General features: G+C 35.6%; 16 protein-coding genes. 15 read left to right on the top strand and 1 reads right to left on the bottom strand.

Annotated features, from left to right (window positions below; genetic code table 11):
- Window positions 1–129: 129 nt before the first annotated feature.
- Window positions 130–723: an aggregation-promoting factor gene (apf, locus tag FFM66_RS06520; protein WP_137605386.1), complete on the bottom strand. Its 594-nt coding sequence runs from the start codon at window positions 721–723 to the stop codon at window positions 130–132.
- A 356-nt stretch (window positions 724–1,079) separates the two neighbouring features.
- Here apf and FFM66_RS06515 point away from each other — a divergent pair, with 356 nt between their 5' ends.
- The 15 genes from FFM66_RS06515 (at window position 1,080) to FFM66_RS06445 (ending at window position 19,063) form a co-directional block, all read left to right on the top strand.
- Window positions 1,080–2,723: a BglG family transcription antiterminator gene (locus FFM66_RS06515; RefSeq protein WP_137605385.1), complete on the top strand. Its 1,644-nt coding sequence runs from the start codon at window positions 1,080–1,082 to the stop codon at window positions 2,721–2,723.
- Complete coding sequence (locus tag FFM66_RS06510; protein WP_137605384.1) at window positions 2,720–3,151, top strand: PTS sugar transporter subunit IIA; 432 nt, start codon at window positions 2,720–2,722, stop codon at window positions 3,149–3,151. Before FFM66_RS06515 ends, FFM66_RS06510 begins: the two co-directional genes overlap by 4 nt.
- Window positions 3,152–3,163: 12 nt before the next feature.
- Entirely contained in the window at window positions 3,164–3,445 is a 282-nt protein-coding gene (locus FFM66_RS06505) for a PTS sugar transporter subunit IIB (RefSeq protein WP_137605383.1), read from the top strand.
- 1 nt (window position 3,446) lies between these two features.
- Window positions 3,447–4,697, top strand: a complete 1,251-nt coding sequence (gene ulaA / locus FFM66_RS06500) for a PTS ascorbate transporter subunit IIC (protein ID WP_137605382.1) — start codon at window positions 3,447–3,449, stop codon at window positions 4,695–4,697.
- Between the two features lies 1 nt (window position 4,698).
- Window positions 4,699–5,436, top strand: coding sequence for an SIS domain-containing protein (locus tag FFM66_RS06495; protein WP_137605381.1), 738 nt, complete (start codon window positions 4,699–4,701; stop codon window positions 5,434–5,436).
- 409 nt (window positions 5,437–5,845) lie between these two features.
- Entirely contained in the window at window positions 5,846–6,487 is a 642-nt protein-coding gene (locus FFM66_RS06490; protein WP_246038426.1) for a YitT family protein, read from the top strand.
- Window positions 6,488–6,839: 352 nt separating this feature from the next.
- Complete coding sequence (locus FFM66_RS06485; protein ID WP_137605380.1) at window positions 6,840–7,751, top strand: ABC transporter permease; 912 nt, start codon at window positions 6,840–6,842, stop codon at window positions 7,749–7,751.
- A gap of 11 nt (window positions 7,752–7,762) precedes the next feature.
- On the top strand, window positions 7,763–8,644 hold the full coding sequence (locus FFM66_RS06480; RefSeq protein ID WP_137605379.1) for a carbohydrate ABC transporter permease: 882 nt from the start codon (window positions 7,763–7,765) through the stop codon (window positions 8,642–8,644).
- Between the two features lie 18 nt (window positions 8,645–8,662).
- A complete protein-coding gene (locus FFM66_RS06475; protein WP_137605378.1) occupies window positions 8,663–10,270 on the top strand; it encodes a type 2 periplasmic-binding domain-containing protein in 1,608 nt (535 codons plus the stop codon).
- A gap of 69 nt (window positions 10,271–10,339) precedes the next feature.
- Entirely contained in the window at window positions 10,340–10,939 is a 600-nt protein-coding gene (locus FFM66_RS06470; protein WP_137605377.1) for a DUF624 domain-containing protein, read from the top strand.
- Window positions 10,929–11,816, top strand: a complete 888-nt coding sequence (locus tag FFM66_RS06465) for an acetylxylan esterase (RefSeq protein ID WP_171000809.1) — start codon at window positions 10,929–10,931, stop codon at window positions 11,814–11,816. Before FFM66_RS06470 ends, FFM66_RS06465 begins: the two co-directional genes overlap by 11 nt.
- Before the next feature lie 16 nt (window positions 11,817–11,832).
- Window positions 11,833–12,591: an endonuclease/exonuclease/phosphatase family protein gene (locus tag FFM66_RS06460; protein ID WP_137605392.1), complete on the top strand. Its 759-nt coding sequence runs from the start codon at window positions 11,833–11,835 to the stop codon at window positions 12,589–12,591.
- A gap of 13 nt (window positions 12,592–12,604) precedes the next feature.
- Window positions 12,605–14,752: a glycoside hydrolase family 3 N-terminal domain-containing protein gene (locus FFM66_RS06455; protein WP_137605375.1), complete on the top strand. Its 2,148-nt coding sequence runs from the start codon at window positions 12,605–12,607 to the stop codon at window positions 14,750–14,752.
- A 19-nt stretch (window positions 14,753–14,771) separates the two neighbouring features.
- Window positions 14,772–18,077 carry a GH36-type glycosyl hydrolase domain-containing protein gene (locus FFM66_RS06450; RefSeq protein WP_137605374.1) on the top strand — a complete coding sequence of 1,102 codons (3,306 nt, stop codon included), beginning with the start codon at window positions 14,772–14,774 and terminating at the stop codon, window positions 18,075–18,077.
- A 29-nt stretch (window positions 18,078–18,106) separates the two neighbouring features.
- On the top strand, window positions 18,107–19,063 hold the full coding sequence (locus FFM66_RS06445) for a LacI family DNA-binding transcriptional regulator (RefSeq protein WP_137605391.1): 957 nt from the start codon (window positions 18,107–18,109) through the stop codon (window positions 19,061–19,063).
- Window positions 19,064–19,277: the final 214 nt, after the last annotated feature.

Genomic DNA, 19,277 nt, shown 5'->3' with positions numbered 1-19,277 from the left:
ACCAAATGCTTTTTGTTATAAAAAAATATTTAGTGTCCTTACTCGATTTGAGTAACAACACTAAATATTATAGAACCAAAAAAAACAGGTTGACTCGTGAGAGCCAACCTGTTTTTTTATTTAGTCGGCTTAATACCAGCCGTTTGCTAACCAGAAGGATTGAGCAGCTTCCCAAGAGCCATAACGTTCAGCTACATAGTTGTCTGCGACTTTTTCTTGGTTTGCAGCAGAGTAGTCACCATTTAAGTAAGAAGAGTCTAATTGGTAACGACCGTAGTATCTGCCATTTTGTGCAGTATAAGAACCACTAGATTCTTTTTGCGCGATCCATTCTTTTGCAGAAGAAGTTGTTGCGGTCGATGTCGTCTCTGTTGTGTCTGCTTGTTCGGTACTTTGTGTTGCTTCCGCTTGGTAAGCAGGTTCAGTTGATTCTTGTGCTGTTTCAGTTGTTTCAGCAACTTCTGCAGGTGCAGTTGTAACTGTTCCCTCAGTATCGATTGTTAATTGTTGACCAACATAAATCAAATTGCGATCAGCGATTTCGTTGTCAGCAACTAGAGTGTCGATTAAGCTGTCATCTCCAACGAATGCTTGAGAGATAGAAAAAAGCGTATCACCACTTTGCACGGTATATACTTCAGCCGCATCTGCATTTGAACCAAAAGAAAAGCCTAGACCTGCAGCAAGCAAGCCGCCAAAAAGTACTGTTTTTCCTAATTTCATAAAAAATTCCTCCATCTGTGCTTAGGCCGAGTTCACTAAGCGGATTGTGTGTTTCTCAGGTACAAGAGCTACTTTAACACGCATTTATATTTCATTGGTAAAAACAAGATGACGTTTCATCACAAATGGATAAAGATTGTTACATAAAAGGAATTTTTTTTACAATGTGTAATAAAAGATTGAAATAAACGGAATGTTCCTTTTTTAAAAAATTCAATAACGTTATTTATAAATGTATAATTAGTGTTAATTCATTATTCATCAAGGTGTTCAGAGTATCTCATTAATATCTAATGGTTTTTTTGTACTTCCTGATAAATAGAATAAAGACTAAAGTATATATAGAAGGTGATGGAATGACAAAAAAAGATTATGTTGACAGCAAGAGTCGGAAAATTATTATTTTGCTACGACTTGTTAGTTTTGAACATTTAAGTTATCAGCAGCTTTCTGAAGAATATTTAGTTTCAAGAAGTAGTATTGCAGCAGATTTATCATTTATTAAAGAGTTGTTAGCTAAAGATAGCTTAAGCTTGAGTTTTGATAATTCTGGAACATATTTCAACGGAAATGAGATTCAAGCACAAAAGATACTAAAACGAATGGTAACAGACCAGTTAAAGAATGGTAAAAGCACTGATTTAGTAGTAAGTAACACACTACTAACAAAAATTTCAAATGGATTCAGAAAAGCTATTGAGGAGAAGAAAATAGAAATTCCTGAAAGTTATATTCAAAATATCGTTATTTCTATAGCATTAATCGTTCAACGTTCAAAAGAAGGGCATTATATTCAATTAGAAGAAAAAAATCAACATGGAAAATTTTTTCTGGAGTTTAACAAATATCCAGTTGTTTACGAACTGTTGAAAAAGTTGGAAGATCAGGGAATCTATAAGTTTTCTTCAAATGAAGTACAGTATCTTACTTATTTGATTGTTGGCAGTGGCTTGAATTTTTTTATGAAAAAAGAAAATATTCCGTTCTCTTTTAGAGGGAAGATTCGGAATTTGGTCCAAAAAATCAGTGAAGGAATCCAGGTAGACTTAACACAAGATAGTCGTTTAGAGGAAGATTTGCTTGTTCACTTGTATCAATTGATTTTAAGGATTGAAGCACAAACAACGATTGTAAATCCATTGATAAATGAAATTAAACAAAGCTATCCTGCTCTATACGGAGTCACTTGGTTTGCGCTGAATGATTTTTGTAAGCCTTATCAGATAAGTTTATCTGAGGATGAAATTGGATTTGTTACTATCCACTTTCAAGCAGCCGTTGAGCGAATAAAAAAAATGAACAAAATTTTATTTGTTTGTCCTAATGGTGTAGGAACTAGTTCTTTTGTGTCTGCAAAAATTAGACGTATTTTACCTGATATAAACAGTATCGAAACAGCATCAATCAGTAAATTACGAGCTATGGATCTTTCGGAAGTTGATTTTATTATTTCGACCGTTGATATACCAGAGAATCGTAGACCTGTTGTTCGTATTTCACCAATGGTTACCTCAAGAGATATGAAGAAAATCATGAATTATTATATCGATTTAGTAATAAATAATGAACAAAAGAAATTAGAGTTAAGAGAGATTTCAAAAGATACCCAAAAATTTATTTCCAAGAATATTTTTTTTGATAATTTTTCTGAGAAGGAAGAAGCAATACGATTTCTAATCGATAAACAGGAATTTTCTAGTGAGCGTATAAAAAATAATTTTACTCATTCGGTTTTTGAAAGAGAAGTTTTGCAGTCAACTTATCTTGATAATGGTTTTGCGATTCCTCACGGCAATCCAGAATTTGTTGAAGAAACATCGATTTCAATATTGATTTTGGACAATTCGATTGCTTGGATGAATCAAAAAGTTGACGTCATCGTGTTGCTGATGATTCGTGAAGAGGATGCAAAAGAGGTTGAATCAGTGATGAAGCTAGTTATGCATGGAATTGAAGATAAAGAATGGTTTATTTCAAAAATGTTGGAGGCGAAAAAATGAATGAAATAAAAAAATTATTGCCGGAGAGTCATATCCAAACTGTAACAAGTGTTAAGGATTGGAAAGAGGCCGTGAAAATCGCCAGTCAGCCATTGTTAGATGAAGGATTAATTATGCCATTATATGTAAATAATATGATTGCCAGTGTTGCTAAAAATGGTCCATACATGGTATTGACTGATTATTTTGCATTAATGCATGCAAAGGCTGGCGAAGGAGTAAATCAGCAAAGCATAAGCCTTTTGGTAACGGAAGAAGAAACCGATTTAGAAGGTAAACCGGTCAAAATCTTTTTAATTTTAGCTGCCAAGGATAATCAGAGTCATCTGAATAGTCTTCAGGATATAATGGCTGTTTTTATGGATAACAAAAAGTATCAAACTATTTTAAATGGGAAAAAAGAACAGATTGTTCAATTATTTCAATAGGAGGAAATGATAATGAAAATTTTAGCTGTATGTGGATTTGGTGTAGGAAGTTCTATGGTTTTAAAAATGACACTTGATAAAGTGGTGAAGGAATTGGGGCTTAAAGCAACTGTCGAAAATACGGATCTTTCATCGGCAAAGGCGACACCAGCGGATGTGTACTTCACGAGTAATGAACTGTTAGCAGATTTAAAAAAATCTGTAAAAGCACCGGTTTATCCAGTGAAGAAATATATGGACATTGCAGAGGTAAGAAAACAAATGGAAAAATATTTAGAGGAAAGAGGAGAATGATATGAACTTTATTACAGAACATATTCTTAAAAATCCACCAGTATTATTAGGAATAATTGCAATGATTGGATTGATTGTTCAAAGAAAGCCTATTTCTGAAATCATAAAAGGCTCGTTAACTGCTGCTTTTGGTATGGTTGCGTTGACTGCTGGAGTCAACATGTTAGTTGGAACGATTGCACCCATTAATACAGCGGTTCAAACAGAATTAGGGGTCCAAGTTTCTGAAGGTTTGTCAGATGTGACCTTTACTGCTGAATATGGCGGAACTGTTGGTTTAGCAATGTTTTTGGGATTAGTAATCCACTTGCTGATTGCTAGATTTACGCCAGTAAAAACAATCTTTTTAACTGGTCATATGCTTTGGTGGTTTCCGTTTGTCTTTGTAGCAGCCGGTGTTGAGGCGGGGATGAGAGGAACGCTATTAATTATAATTAGTGCGGTATTGTCAGCTTGTTATTGGTCATTTATGCCTTGGATTATGCGTAAATATGTTTGGGATGCTACCGGAGATGATTCATTTTTAATTGGTCATCCAACTGGAATTTTATCTTTAATATCAGGATTCGTAGCTAAAAGAGTGGGGAATAAAGAAAAATCAACGGAAGATATCAATGTTCCTGAAAATTTATCTTTTTTTAGAGAGATTTCTATTACCGGTGCGATCGTAATGTTTCTAATGAATGTTGTTGTAGGGATTATTGCCCCAGTTTTAATTCCGGAAGGCGGCAACATAGTAATGTTTGCAATTGAGGCAGGGCTGAATTTTGGTGCAGGATTATTAATTATGTTATATGGGGTACGGTTGCTGATTAATCAAATTATTCCAGCCTTTCAAGGAATTGCTGAAAAAGTGGTTCCCGGAGCAAAACCTGCATTTGATGTTCCTATTTTATTCAACTATCGACCTAATGCAGTAATTATCGGTTTTATTGTTGCAATGATAACTTCTACTGTACTTGTTATCATAGCCAATACCTTTAATATTTTTGGAGTTTTGATTGTGCCGTTAGTAATAACCAGTTTCTTTGAGTGTGGCGGAGCAGCTGTTATTGGAGAAGGACAGGGTGGTTTCCGAGGAGCCGTCATTGGTACGGCAGTCGCATCGATTGCGATGGTGGCTTTAGTTGGAATCTCTGCTGCAATATTCAGTTCGACAATCCAAAACTGGATTCTGATTTTCGGTGGAAATGATCTGTCTTTATGGGGAATCATCGGTCGAGGAATAGGTAGTTTGTTTGGAGGATTATAAAATGTTACAATATTTTGAAAAAGTTCATCATTTATTAAAAATTGTCGAAGAAAAAGAAAATGAGAATATCCAAAAAGCTATTAAACTACTAACTTTTGCAAATCTAAATAACCACTCAGTATATATGTTTGGTGCGAGTCACGCTGGAATATTGACGGAAGAAATGTTTTATCGTGCAGGCGGAATGATGACGATTAATCCTATTTTTGGTCGAGAAGTGATGCTGGACCGGTCACCTATCACTTTTACTAGCAAAATGGAGCGGTTGGAAGGCTATGGAACTTCTTTGGCAGCTACTGTCGACTTTAAAGAAAATGATGTGTTAATACTTCACTCAGTCTCTGGTCGAAACCCAATTATTATTGATTTGGCGTTAGCTGCGAAGAAAAAGAAAGTAAAAATCATTTGTCTGACAAATGTAGAATATTCACAATCGGTTACTAGCAGACATTCTTCAGGAAAACGGCTATTCGAGATTTCCGATGTAATCATTGATAATCATGGTGACCTTGGCGATGCCGGCTGTGAGATTTATGGAATTCAACAGAAGGTCGGACCTACATCGACTGTAGTAGGAGCGGCGATCTTGAATTCAATCATCGTTGAAGTCTGCAAAAGAATGGTAGAATCAGGAATTAAATATCCGCCAATCTTTTACTCCGCCAATTTAGATGGTGGGGATCAATTGAATCAAGAGCTATTCGATAGATACAAAGAGTCAATTCACTATAAGTTTTAGAAAAGCTAAATGTTTGTAGAGTGCCGGAGTCATTTAAGGCATCTACAAACATTTTTTTTAAACGGTCACCAATAGATTATGGGAAATGCTTTATTTATTCCGTAGGGAGAGAACATTCGTGGAACAGATGGCAAAAAAAGACTCTCAATTAAGAATACTTTATAGAATGAGTACTCGATATGTTAAAAGCAAATTCAAACAAGGGCATCATTGTAATTGCATCTAAGAAATGATACATTCAACATATTAAATTTAGTGCTGAGCTCAAAAAATCCATAGAATTTGATGGAAAAATAAAAGTTGTCTCAAAATCGAAGGAGGGGGGGGCAGCCATCTAGCAGTTGAATTTACAGAACGGCTTCAATATTAATCTTTTGGGAACACATTCTATAGGAGAGAGGTAATTTCTTTGTCTGAACAATCAAATATTTTTAAGTGGAATGAGCATGCTAAAGCTAGTGATTTTAAAGGTATCGCAAAGATAATCTTAGGAAATGTCTTTTTAGGATTAGCTTATGCAAAATGGATGAAACCTAATAATATTATCAATGGAGGTGTTACGAGCCTAGCAATGATTTTCGAAAAGGCATCTGGAATCCCCATTTTATGGCTTACAAATGGGTTTACCCTGATTTTACTATGCGTATGTCTCCTTTTTTTGGGAAAAGAGAATTTTTTTAAATCTATCTTGAGTAGTATTTGCTATAATTTATTTTTTTCTCTTTTTTATTTATCTCCACTAAATTTTTCGGTAAATATTATCGTTGATTTCATTTTTGCTTCCTTTGTTATCGCGCTAGGTTATTATTGTTGTATTTCTGCCAATGCTTCAACAGTTGGAATGGACGTTATAGCTCTGGTTATAAACAAACACAATCCGAATTTTAGTATTGCAAATGGAATACGCACAATTAATTTTATTGTTCTTGCTTTTGGCTTCTTTGTTTATGGATGGAAATCCATTGTGATTGGTATTGCATTTAGTTTTGTACATTCGTATCTCCTTGGGAAAATGTTGTCTTATAAAAGAGCTGTTTCGTTAGGTGATTAATCGAAAATTAAAGAATGCTCAAAAATATTGTTGAAGTTTGCAAAGCTTCTTTTATCATTTACCGATTAAATACAAAAGAAAATAGCATAAATAAAAACGTTTCGACGAATTTTTAGTTTTAAATCATTTGAAAATTTTTTATTTACTGGATAAAAAACAGTTTTAAAACGTGCGCCCCACCCTTAAATGCCGTTATTATAGGTTTTTAAACCGTCGGATCAAAAAGATGAATCTTTTTATCTGAAAGGGCTTGCATTTACAGATACAAGTGATTATAATCATTTGTAGAAACGTTTCACTAATTGAAAGGAGTTTGTAAAATAAAAGTTGGTTATAGGAGAGGAGCAGCTTTATGAAGAGATTGTCAAAAATTTGGAAACAACGCCAGCTCCATTGGATGGTTCTACCTGGTGTGGCATTTATGATTGTTTTCAACTATATCCCAATTTATGGAATTATCATTGCTTTTAAAAACTATACGATTATCGATACTATGTCCTCTGCTCCATGGGTTGGTTTAGAAAACTTTAAAATTATTCTAGAAGATTCATTTTTCTGGGAAGCAGTCAGAAATACACTGGGAATTAGTTTACTAAAATTGGGTTTAGGGTTTGGTATTCCTATTATTCTAGCCATTATGATATTTGAAATGAAAGATGGTCATTTGAAAAAAGCAATTCAAACGATTTCTTACATTCCCCATTTTTTCTCGTGGATTGTTTTAGGTGGAATGCTGATTTCATGGTTATCCTCAAACGGTTTTTTAAATCAATTAATGATGTTTACCGGGATTATGGATAAAGGTGTCAATCATTTGTTAGATCCGGATAAGTATTGGTGGATTGCCGTTTTATCCGACTTGTGGAAAGAAGTTGGCTGGGGAACGATTCTTTATTTGGCAGGTATGTCTCGAATTGATCCAACTTTCTATGAAGCGGCACGAATTGATGGTGCTACTAAGATGATGCAGATTAGAAAAATTACATTACCTTTGTTGACTCCAATTATATCATTGAATTTAATTCTAAATGTCAGTGGAATTTTGGGGTCGAATCTTGATCAAACTTTAGTATTGATGAACTCGCAGAACCAAGGTAAATCTGAAGTAATCAATTCATTTGTTTATCGTATGGGTCTTGCGCAAGGTGATTTCTCATATGCGACTGCAGTCGGATTAGGAATTTCCGTGATTTCTGTGATTTTACTGGTGATTACCGATCGAGTAACCCGTAGTTTGAATAATGGAAAATCGGTCATTTTGTAGGAGGAAAAATCATGATTAAACGACATTCACAAGAAAATAAATGGTTTTACTTTTTTAATACGCTGATCCTCATCGTCTTTTCCCTCGTGATTATCGTACCTATCTGGAATATCTTAGTTTCTTCTTTTTCAGCAAATTCTGGTTTAGGACAGAGTAATTTAGTTTTATGGCCAAAGCAGTTTACTTTGGAAAACTATAAAAAAGTCTTATCTGACGCTAGCATTCCAAGAGCATTTGGAATATCAATTTTAAAAACGGTTATTGGTGCAGCCACTCATACATTTTTTTGTGCGCTAGTGGCTTATGGGCTTAGTAAATCTCGCCTTATTGGCCGAAGCTTCTACACCACATTAGGGGTAATAACCATGTACTTTGGTGGAGGGATGATTCCAACATATTTACTAATTAAATCTTTAGGTTTGCTAGATACATTTTGGGTATATATTATCCCAGCGTTATTCAGTTATTACGACACAGTTATTCTCATGAACTTCTTTAGAGAAATTCCCGCGTCTTTGGAAGAGTCTGCAAAAATTGATGGAGCAAGTGAATTCACCATATTCACTAAGATTTTTTTACCGCTGACAAAACCGGCATTGGCCACTATTATTTTGTTTAACGGGGTAGGACAATGGAACGATTTTATGACAACAAAATTGTATATTACCAAAGAAGCTCTTTATCCACTTCAAATGAAGATTTATGAAATTATCGTTCAATCGAATCTTAGCACGATGACTGAGAGCGGTAGTACTGATGTCGTAGTGCAAGCAACAACCCGTGGGGTGCAGTTGGCTACAATTGTAATCACTACCGTTCCTATTTTGATTATCTATCCGTTACTTCAAAAACATTTCATCGGCGGAATGATGGCCGGTGCTGTTAAAGAATAAAAGAAAGAGGTTAAAAAAATGAAAAAGTTGTTCACAGGTACTTTATTGGCAGCAGCAATACTAGGATTAGCAGCATGTGGTAGCAGCAAAAATAATGATAAGAGTGAAGCTAAAGAGGTATCGATTAAAGATCGATACAAACTAGATGATACTACACCTGCTTGGAAGTTGGATACAAAAAAAGAAACTACAAAAATTACGTGGTACATCAATTCAGATTGGACGGCTCTGCCTTTTGGTGAAGATGTCACTACGGCACAAATAAAAAAAGATTTGAACATTGACATTGAGTTTATTTCTGGAGATGATTCTAAATTAAATGCAATGATTTCGGGTGGAGATCTGCCGGATATCGTAACATTGACTAATAAAACTGGTCAGGCTGCTTTAAAAGCTGATAGTTGGGCTTATTCTTTAAATGATTTAGCAGAAAAATATGATCCATACTTGATGAAAGCAGTAACTGAGGATACATTCAAATGGTATTCTCTGGATGATGGGAAAACATATGGCTATCCGAACTATTCTAACACTGCGGCTGATTATGAAAGCGGAAATATTCCGGTCAATGATAACTTTGTGATTCGTGAAGATGTGTATGAAGCGTTAGGGAAGCCTGATCTTTCAACACCAGAAAATTTTGTTAAAGCAATGAAGGACATTAGTGAAAAATATCCTGATTTAGTCCCAATGGGATTTACCACTGTAGGTGACACAGCAGGTCCATTCACTGATAAATTGCAAGATTTCCTAGGTGTACCATTAGAAGATAAAGATGGTAACTATTATGATCGTAATCTGGACGAAGAATATATCGCATGGTTGAAAACGTTAAATGAAGTATATCGTGATGGAAACATTTCTGATGATAGCTTTACCGATGATGGACCAACCTATGATGAGAAAGTAAAAGATGGACAATATGCAACAGTTTTGGTTGCTGGTACGAGCGGACAAGGAGGTAACTTCAACGATTTCACCAAGAACTCAGGTACTCGTTATATTGCTATTGATGGCCCTTCAAGTACTTCCGGTCGTGATGCAACGATGAACCAAACGGGTATTTCTGGGTGGCTAAGTAACTACATTACAAAAGATGCAGAAGATCCAGCAAAGGTAACCCAGTTGTTTACTTATTTAATTGATGAACCTGGTCAAATCTTAACGAAGTTTGGTGTTGAAGGTGTTACTTATGATTATAATTCTGATGGCAAAATTGAGTATTTGTCTGAAGTTAACGAATTAGAAAAAACTGATAACGATGCCTATAATAAAAAATATGGAATTAGTCGGTTTAATTATTTCAATAATGATCGAGCTAATGCGTTAAAAGCAAAAACAGAATCATCATTGACTCAGATTCAAAAATGGGGTGAAGGTAAGCTATATCCTCATTTTGTCATTGAGAATATTAATCCAGACCAAGGAACACAAGAGGCACGTTCAAATGAAGCTATTGAAACAAAATTGAACAGTACGGTTATTTCATTGATTCGTGCGAAAGATGAGAATGCGTTTGATTCAACCTTAGATACCTTTGAAGATTTTTTAAAGAATAATAAGTGGGATGAAATTAAAGAAATAAAATCAGAAAAAATGGCGGAAAATCGTGAAAAACTGGAATAATTCATTCTAAGAGAAAGGACGGCAGGGGAGTAGCGGACAATTCAAGCAGCTATTCCCCGTTTACTTATCATGATTGAAAAGATATTTTCTTTTGATGGCTGGTATTATCGAATATTTAGTTTTTTGGCGAACCTGATTATTGTCAACATCCTGTTTCTGATGTCAGCTATGACCGTTATTTTAACAGGCCCATCATTGATTGCTTTCTACCAAACAATTGATAAATTAACGAAACATCAAGAAGGTTCGATTGTAAAAACTTATTTTACTGAACTTATAAATGCTTTGAAGAAAGGATTTATGCTGACGATTACTCTTATCTGTATTATCGGTGGTGGAATTGGATCTGTTTACCTGTTAATGGAAAACCTGCCTACTTTAGGATTTCTTGCGGTAATAGTAATGACACTAATTGTACTTTATGAAACAATTTTTATCATTGTCTTTGCTCGTTTTCCATTTACCTTTAAAAAAACTCTGAGGGAAACAGCCTACATTTTATTATCCAGTACAGCTCACGGTATTGTTTTATTAGTAGTTCCAGTATTGGTTCTTCTTATTTTGGGTAAGATCAATCTATGGCTTTGTGTCATAGTCGGTTTTGGATTGAGCGGTTGGTTACAAACGATATTTTTTAATAAGGTGTTGGTGGATAATGATGGAAAGTAATTTTTTCTGGGAAGAAACTTTTGATGAGTTAAGGCGGTTACCATTAAACTTGGAAGTGATTCCAATAAAAGATCCACAAATAGAAAAAGGAAAAGCTTTTTCTATTTCATTTCAAAGTTTATATGGAGAAAAGATTTATGGCGTGCTTCTAGTACCGGACGGACAAGGAAAATTTCCAGTTGTTTTAGATATTATAGGTTATATGACACATATTCAAAAACCAAGTGATTTTTCTCATTGGCTAGATTGTGGTTGCGGTTGCCTAGTGATTGATAATCGAGATCAAGGTGGAAAAACTATTGATTCAGTTCCATATCTTACTGTAAACAATTTAACACCCATGGGACGCGGACTTTTAATGGCAAAGGATAGCTATATGAGACGTATAGTGGCAGATCAGATACGCCTTTTCGATGTTATAGATGAATTATCTCAGTTGGATCAAAATAGAATTATTCTACACGGAAATTCACAAGGAGGAGGACTTGCACTATTAGTAAATGGCATTTGTCAGCGCAAAATTTTAGCAACATTTGCAAATGTGCCTAGTCATTCTAATATTGCACAGCGTATCACCGAAGGTACAGGATCATATGGCGTAGTAAAGGAATATTTGAATGAGAACCCGTTGAATACAAAGCAGGTACTAACAGCATTGAAACACTTCGATACTCAATATTATGCCAAAAATATACATAATCCGGTGTATATCTCAGTAGCCAGTGATGATCCGATTTGCCCAATGAAGGATTTTTTTGTTACTTACCACCAGATATCTAGTCCTAAAGAACTAACCGTTTTTTGGGGAAAGGGTCATGAGGGCGGTGAGAGAAGGCGGCTTATGGAGGAAATGAGAATTGTTAAGCAAATCAAGTAAAATGGGGGCGGGTACGATGAAGATTGCTACCTATAATGTGCGTGTAGATACAGATTACGATGGTAGTTGGCAATGGTCTTTTCGCAAGGACTATGTAATAAACTTGATCCGTTATCATGATTGGGATCTTTTTGGTGTTCAAGAAGTTCGGCCTAATCAACTAAAGGATTTATGTCAATTATCTGGCTATGATTGCATATCTGCTGAAAGAGACGGAGACGGGTATGGTGAGGGAGTTGCCGTTTTTTTTAAGAAAAATCAATTTCAGTTAATAGATCATGGCTTTTTTTGGCTTTCTGAAACACCAGATGTTCCCAGTATTCATCCTGAGGCAGGATATGCGCGCGTGGCAGTTTGGCTACTGGTAAAAGAGATCGCTAGAAACCAAGAAATACTAGTTATTAATACGCATCTGGATAACATTTCTGAGAGTGCTAGAACAATAGGTATGAAAGTTATTTTAAAACAATTAGAACAAAAAATTTTAGAATATCCTACAATTTTAATGGGTGATTTGAATGCGTGGCCAGAAGAAAGAGTCCACACAGAAATTCAAAAATGGTTGATCAATGGAAAAAAGATTAATCAAGGTTATCATTATGGACCGGATATTACTTTCCAGAATTTTAACTACAATTTTTTGTGGGCTACAGCAGAAGAAATTGACTATATTTACCTGAAAGATTTCTCTGTTACAGGAACTGCGGTTTTGACGGATTCTTGTGATCAACGTTTTCCATCTGATCACTTTCCGCTTGAAATGATTATAAAATGAATAGGTGATTATATTGGAAAAAATAAAACTTACGAATTTACTAACACAAATGACTCGAAGTGAGAAAATTGATCAATTATTGCAATTAATGGCTGCTTTTTATTCTACTGAAGCAGAAGAAAAAACTGGTCCGATGAGTGATTTAGGATTAAATGAAAATAATATTCGAAATGCAGGCTCTACATTAGGAATTTCTGGTGCAAAAGAAGCGATTCGAGTACAAAAGGATTATATTGCCAACAATCGATTGAAGATTCCAGTTTTGCTAATGGCAGATATCGTTCATGGGTTTCGCACAATATTTCCAATCCCGTTGGCATTAGGAGCGACATGGGATTTAGAAGCAGCTCAAGAGATGGCAAAAGTTTCGGCAAAAGAAGCTGCGGTATCGGGATTACATGTAACTTTTTCTCCGATGGTGGATTTGGTTCGTGATCCGCGTTGGGGAAGGGTAATGGAATCCACGGGTGAAGATCCTTATCTTAATAGTCGCTTTGCAGAAGCTTTTGTTCGTGGATATCAAGGAGAAAATTTAACAAACGATTTTACCCGTATTGCTGCATGTGTGAAGCATTTTGCTGCATACGGAGCAGCAATTGGCGGACGCGACTACAATACAGTAAATATGTCAGAACGGCAATTACGAGAATCTTATTTACCTGGTTATCGAGCTGCTTTAGAGGCAGGAGCAAAATTGGTAATGACATCCTTTAACACTGTAGACGGTATTCCCGCAACGGGAAATAAATGGTTGTATCGAAAAGTTTTACGAGAAGATTTTGGATTTAACGGTGTGGTCATTTCTGATTGGGGAGCAGTGAAAGAAATGATTGCTCACGGTGTGGCAGAAAATGAAAAAGAAGCTGCTTATCTAGCAATTTCGGCTGGTGTAGATATCGAAATGATGACTTCTTGCTACACAACTTATCTTAGTGAATTGATTGAAGAAGGGCGAGTAGATGAAGGATTGGTGGACGAGGCAGTCTTACGGATTTTAGAGCTAAAAAATGATTTGGGATTATTTGAAAATCCATATCGTGGAGCAGACGAAGAAGCCGAAAAAACTGTGATTTTATCTAGTGAACATCGTGAAAGCGCTCGTCAAATAGCAGAAAAAGCTATCGTTATTTTGAAGAATGAAGCTGTATTGCCTCTGGAAACTGCTGAAACTATTGCTTTGGTTGGACCGGGAGTGTTATCTAAAGATGTTTTAGGTGCGTGGTCGTGGCAAGGCAAAAAAGATGAGGCAGTATCGTTAGCAGACGCATTTGAAAGTCGAAGTGGTGTACTAATTGGAAAAACTGAATTTGACTACTTTAGTCCTTCAGAAGAAGCAATCGAGGAAGCGACAAATCTTGCTAAACAGGCAGACAAGGTCATTGTAGCTTTAGGTGAAACAGACTGGATGAGCGGTGAAGCGGCGAGTCGTTCGGATATTCGATTACCACAGTCGCAGATTGATTTTCTTAAAAAAATTCTTTTGGTAAATGAAAATGTAATTGTAACATTATTTAATGGGCGACCATTAGATTTACGAGAAATTGACGGTGCAAAGGCAATTTTAGAAGCTTGGTTTCCAGGAACGGAAAGTGGAAATGCCATAAGAAATATTTTAGAAGGACGCATTAATCCGTCAGGACGCTTATCAATGTCTTTTCCTGAGTCAGTTGGACAAGTACCGATTTATTATAACCAGGATAATACAGGTCGTCCTTATGAATCAGCGCCGAACGAAAAATATGTTTCTAAATATCTTGATGTTAGTAATTATCCAAAATATCCATTTGGATTTGGTTTAAGTTATAGTAAATTTACTTATAGTGGACTTTCAAGTGATAAAGAAAGTATGACTATTGATGAGTCACTTACTGTATCGATTACTGTAACAAATAACTCATTGATAGCGGGTACTGAGACAGTTCAGCTATATATCCGGGATCTCATAGGCGAAGTGGCTCGCCCCGTAAAGGAACTGAAAGGATTCAAGAAAGTTTTTCTTTCACCTGGAGAGAGTCAAAAAGTGGAATTCATTATCACAGAAGATTTATTACGATATACCCATAGTAATCAAAGTTTTACGAGTGACGCAGGACGATTCCAGTTAATGTTGGGAGCGAACAGCAGAGATTTATTAATTACTGAAATGATTTTGACTAAATAAGAAATGAGTGGTTTCAAGTATGAACACGGTGAATCTAACTCAGGGAGATTTAACAGCGACGTTTTTGCCTTCTGGTGATCTCTTTGAATTATCAATGAATGATATTATGTTGAATCAATTAAATGGCAATCAGCTAGATGGAAGTTTGAATCAAATATATTTGCGAATTCATACAACAGACGGCATCACAAGTACACCTTTGATTGGTACGAATAGCTCAAGTTACTTTCATAAATTAGAGAATTGTTTGGTGTGGTCGGGTCATTTTGAGGGGATCGTTTATCAAGTAAGTTTTAGTTTAGGGCACCAAGGCTCTTGGTTCTGGAAAGTTGATCTAGAAGGTGCTGGGGAGAATGTTGACTTAATCTATGGTCAAGATGTGGGAAATGCATCTAAGAATACGGTTCATGCTAATGAAGCCTATGTATCACAGTACAATAATCACTCAGTTTTTGAAGACGAACAGGGGTATAAGGTAGTTTCGCGCCAAAATCAACCACAAGATGGTTTATATCCAACGATTCAAATGGGTGGATTAGGAGAAATTGTTGCTTACTCTACAGACGGTTATCAATTTTTTACAAAAGATTATGTTCGCAGTGGAATACCAAAAGCACTATCAATGAAAAAATTACCTAATGAAGTATATCAGTATGAATTTGCTTATATTGCGTTACAGTCAAAAATGATTAACTTAACAGAAAGCCAACAATTTATCTTTTATGGTTATTTTGTAGAAAATCATACTGAAGCGGTTTTGTCTCCATTGATAGCTGCCTCAAAGATAAGTGAAACTTATTCCTCTACTCCATTATCACTGATGAAGGTAATAGTGAAAGATGAAGTGAATAAAAAGAGTAATGCATTAGGAGAAATACTGTCAGGAGAAACTTTAGATGAAACAGAGATCGATGCACTTTTTCCTAATCGTTTAATGGAAGAAGTTCAAAATAATCAGTTGCTTTCTTTCTACACAAAAAATGATCATCATGTCGTTCTCCAAGAAAAAGAACTGTTGATGGAACGATCTCATGGACATATTTTGCTTAGTGGAACAGATCTATCGGTGGACAACCCATTGATGAGTACGACCGTTTACATGCATGGTCTGTTTAATTCTCAAATTGTTTTAGGGAACACTTCAATGAATAAGTTAATGAGCAATAGTCGCAATGCGTTGAATGCAATGAAACGGTCTGGTCAACGTATATATTTGAAATTGGCAGACAAATGGCATTTGTTAGGATTACCTTCTATTTTTGAAATGGGGCTTAATTCAGCAACATGGTATTATAAATTACAAAATGACTTGATAATTATCGAAACGTATACTATTACTAATGGTAGAGAAATACGTACAAGTTTAAGAAGTCAGTCAGGACAAGTGTATGATGTGCTAGTAACAAATCATTTATTGATGAGTGGGGATGAAATTCCTAGCTATACGATTGATAATCAAGATGGAATTCTAAAAATAACGGCGACAGATAAATCTGCTATTCATCAAGAATATCCTGATTTGACTTACTACTTTAAAATGAATCAAGAATACACATTGACTGATGAGAGTATCTTAGGGATAGATACGGTGACGCCGGAGTTACTGGGAATTCTATTCAGATCAGTAAAAGAGATGGATATATTGATTCAAGGATCTTTGACGGGTATGGCTTTTGAAGAACATGTGACAAACAAGTTCGATGAGGATAGTTGTTACTATACATTCGTGAATGATTTATTGCGTAATTTTCATTTAAGTCATCCCAATCAAGAAGTAGATAGCATAAATATATTAGCTCGTTGGTATACTCATAATATGTTAGTTCATTATCTATCACCACATGGATTAGAACAATATGGCGGGGCTGCTTGGGGAACCCGTGATGTATCACAAGGTCCAACAGAATTTTTCTTAGCTCTCGATAGACCTGAAATTGTGGCAGATATTATCGAGAAAGTTTATGCAAACCAATTCTTGGACGATGGCAATTGGCCACAATGGTTTATGTTTGATCGATATGAACATCAAAAAGCGAATGAAAGTCATGGAGACGTAATCGTTTGGCCAATGAAAATTGTAGCAGATTATCTAGGGAAAACTGACGATTTGAGTATCTTGGATAAAAGAATTGCTTATACAGAACGAAAAAGCTATAAAAAAACGAAAGAAAAATATACTTTGTTTGAACATTTGAAAAAAGAAATAGACTATATCGAAAGTAATTTTCTGGAAGGAACTTATCTCTCCTGCTATGGGGATGGCGATTGGGATGATACACTTCAACCGAATGATCCATATTTGAAAAAACAAATGGCTAGTAGTTGGACAGTAGCGTTAACTTACCAAGTGATTGGAAAGTTAGCAGAGGTTTTAAAGACAACAGACCCTACTTATGCTGTGCACCTTTCAGCTTTGACTGCTTCAATAAAGAAAGATTATGAAACCTATATTCTTTCAGGGGAAGTATTGCCAGGATTTATCCTAAAAGAAGACGATCAGATAGAGTTTATCATTCATCCCACTGATAAAAAAACAGGAATCAGCTATCGTTTATTACCAATGACCCGTAGCATGATTGCGGAATTATTGACACCTGAACAAGCTGAAAGTCATTTGGCTGTTATTAAAGAAAATCTTCAATTTCCAGATGGCGTACGATTGATGAATCGACCTGCTAATTATCAAGGTGGGGTAAGTACGTATTTTAAGAGAGCTGAACAAGCGGCAAACTTTGGTCGAGAGATTGGATTGCAATATGTTCATGCCCATATACGATTTGCTGAAGCTATGGCAAAATTAGGCAAAAAAGATGAAGCATTGCGAGCTTTAGAGATTGTTAATCCAATTTTGATCCAAACTAGAGTTGCTAATGCAACGTTACGTCAGTCTAATGTCTATTTCTCAAGTTCAGATGGGGATTTCAAGACTCGCTATGAAGCACAAGAAAACTTTGATAGACTTAAAGAGGGTACTGTAGAGGTAAAAGGTGGTTGGCGAATCTATTCCAGTGGACCGGGAATTTATTTAAATCAATTGATTACAAATATTTTGGGTATTCGTTCGGATGCTGATCACTATCTTTTTGATCCTGTATTGCCAGTAAAATTGGATGGATTAAGGATGACCTATCAATTAGGAGATAAACCCGTTACAATACATTTCTACTTAGGGAGAAATGAACGAAAAGTGTTAGTAAACGGGGAAATATTATCTAGCCATTTGGGGGCTAATCCATATAGAGATGGTGCACTTGCAATTGATAAGTCTCTTTTAGAAAATAAATTAATGGATATGGATGAGAACAAAATAGAAATCTTCTGCTAGAAACATACTAAGGATAAGGGATGATTGGCATGGTGGGAATAAAGGAAATCGCGAAGGCTGCAGGTGTATCCATCTCAACAGTTTCGTATGCATTGAATGGAAGTCCTAAAGTAACTGAACAGACTCGTAAAAGAATTGAGAAAATTGCCCGCGAAATGAACTATGTTCCCAACATGGCAGCGAGGACGTTAAAAAAACAGCAAACAAATATCGTTGGCGTCTATTTAGCGGACTATGGTGGTAGTTTTTACGGTGAATTGTTAGATGGAATAAAAAAAGGACTAGCAAATTATGACTATGAAATGATTGTTTGTAGTGGTCAGAGATCTCATCTTTTCATACCGGAACGAATGATCGATGGTGCAATTGTCTTAGACTGGACTTTTAAGTCAAAAGAAATAGATAGATTGGCGGATCGTGGTCATCCGATAGTAGTGTTGGATCGTGAAATCAATCGAGAATCGATCTGCAAAGTGTTGTTGGACAATATTGGAGGAGCTACGCTAGCTATAAACAAAATTGTGGAATCGGGCAGTCGGAAAGTTTATTTAATAACTGGTCCGGAGGGTTATGACAGTACAGAACGTTATCAGGCTAGTGTTAAAGAGTTGCAGCGCTATGGTATTGAATATGAAGTAATCACAGGTGATTTTACAGAACCTTCAGGATATCAGGCTGCTGAACAAATTATGGCGACAAATCCGAATCTTCCTGTTGATATTTTTAGTTTTAATGATGAAATGGCGATTGGTGTGTATAAGTTCTTTTTTCAACGACCAGAAATAGTTGGTAAGGATGTTCGTTTGATTGGTTTTGATAATATTGAACTTGGCTCTTTTATACATCCTAGATTAGCAACTGTTTCTTATTCGAAACACCGCTGGGGGATGGTAGCCGCGGAAAAAATAATACAGTTAATAAAAGGTGAACAAACTGAGGATGAAATAATATATACATCTCTTATCGCTGGAGATTCCTTTCCTTAGGTTCTAAATACTAAGAAAAGGAATATTGATATATCATCTATTAGGTAGGTCGAATTTTTTCTTGTTAATAGAAATAGATTTAATGTTTAGATAAAAGCTGATTAAATAATTCGTTTAAGACTACGCGAATCATTTGGTCAGCTTTTATCATTGCATTAGTAGAAAAGTCACGTAGAATCAAAGTATGAAGAAAAAAGAAAACCAATTTCGGAGG

Source organism: Enterococcus songbeiensis (assembly GCF_005405265.1).
GTDB classification, from domain to species: domain Bacteria; phylum Bacillota; class Bacilli; order Lactobacillales; family Enterococcaceae; genus Enterococcus_C; species Enterococcus_C songbeiensis.
Note: the sequence above shows the minus strand (reverse complement) of the source record. Positions and strands in the feature narration are given on the sequence as shown.

Coding starts and splice junctions, on each gene's coding strand:
- apf (WP_137605386.1), bottom strand. CDS start 723: ATGAAATTAGGAAAAACAGTACTTTTTGGCGGCTTGCTTGCTGCAGGT.
- FFM66_RS06515 (WP_137605385.1), top strand. CDS start 1,080: ATGACAAAAAAAGATTATGTTGACAGCAAGAGTCGGAAAATTATTATT.
- FFM66_RS06510 (WP_137605384.1), top strand. CDS start 2,720: ATGAATGAAATAAAAAAATTATTGCCGGAGAGTCATATCCAAACTGTA.
- FFM66_RS06505 (WP_137605383.1), top strand. CDS start 3,164: ATGAAAATTTTAGCTGTATGTGGATTTGGTGTAGGAAGTTCTATGGTT.
- ulaA (WP_137605382.1), top strand. CDS start 3,447: ATGAACTTTATTACAGAACATATTCTTAAAAATCCACCAGTATTATTA.
- FFM66_RS06495 (WP_137605381.1), top strand. CDS start 4,699: ATGTTACAATATTTTGAAAAAGTTCATCATTTATTAAAAATTGTCGAA.
- FFM66_RS06485 (WP_137605380.1), top strand. CDS start 6,840: ATGAAGAGATTGTCAAAAATTTGGAAACAACGCCAGCTCCATTGGATG.
- FFM66_RS06480 (WP_137605379.1), top strand. CDS start 7,763: ATGATTAAACGACATTCACAAGAAAATAAATGGTTTTACTTTTTTAAT.
- FFM66_RS06475 (WP_137605378.1), top strand. CDS start 8,663: ATGAAAAAGTTGTTCACAGGTACTTTATTGGCAGCAGCAATACTAGGA.
- FFM66_RS06470 (WP_137605377.1), top strand. CDS start 10,340: ATGATTGAAAAGATATTTTCTTTTGATGGCTGGTATTATCGAATATTT.
- FFM66_RS06465 (WP_171000809.1), top strand. CDS start 10,929: ATGGAAAGTAATTTTTTCTGGGAAGAAACTTTTGATGAGTTAAGGCGG.
- FFM66_RS06460 (WP_137605392.1), top strand. CDS start 11,833: ATGAAGATTGCTACCTATAATGTGCGTGTAGATACAGATTACGATGGT.
- FFM66_RS06450 (WP_137605374.1), top strand. CDS start 14,772: ATGAACACGGTGAATCTAACTCAGGGAGATTTAACAGCGACGTTTTTG.
- FFM66_RS06445 (WP_137605391.1), top strand. CDS start 18,107: ATGGTGGGAATAAAGGAAATCGCGAAGGCTGCAGGTGTATCCATCTCA.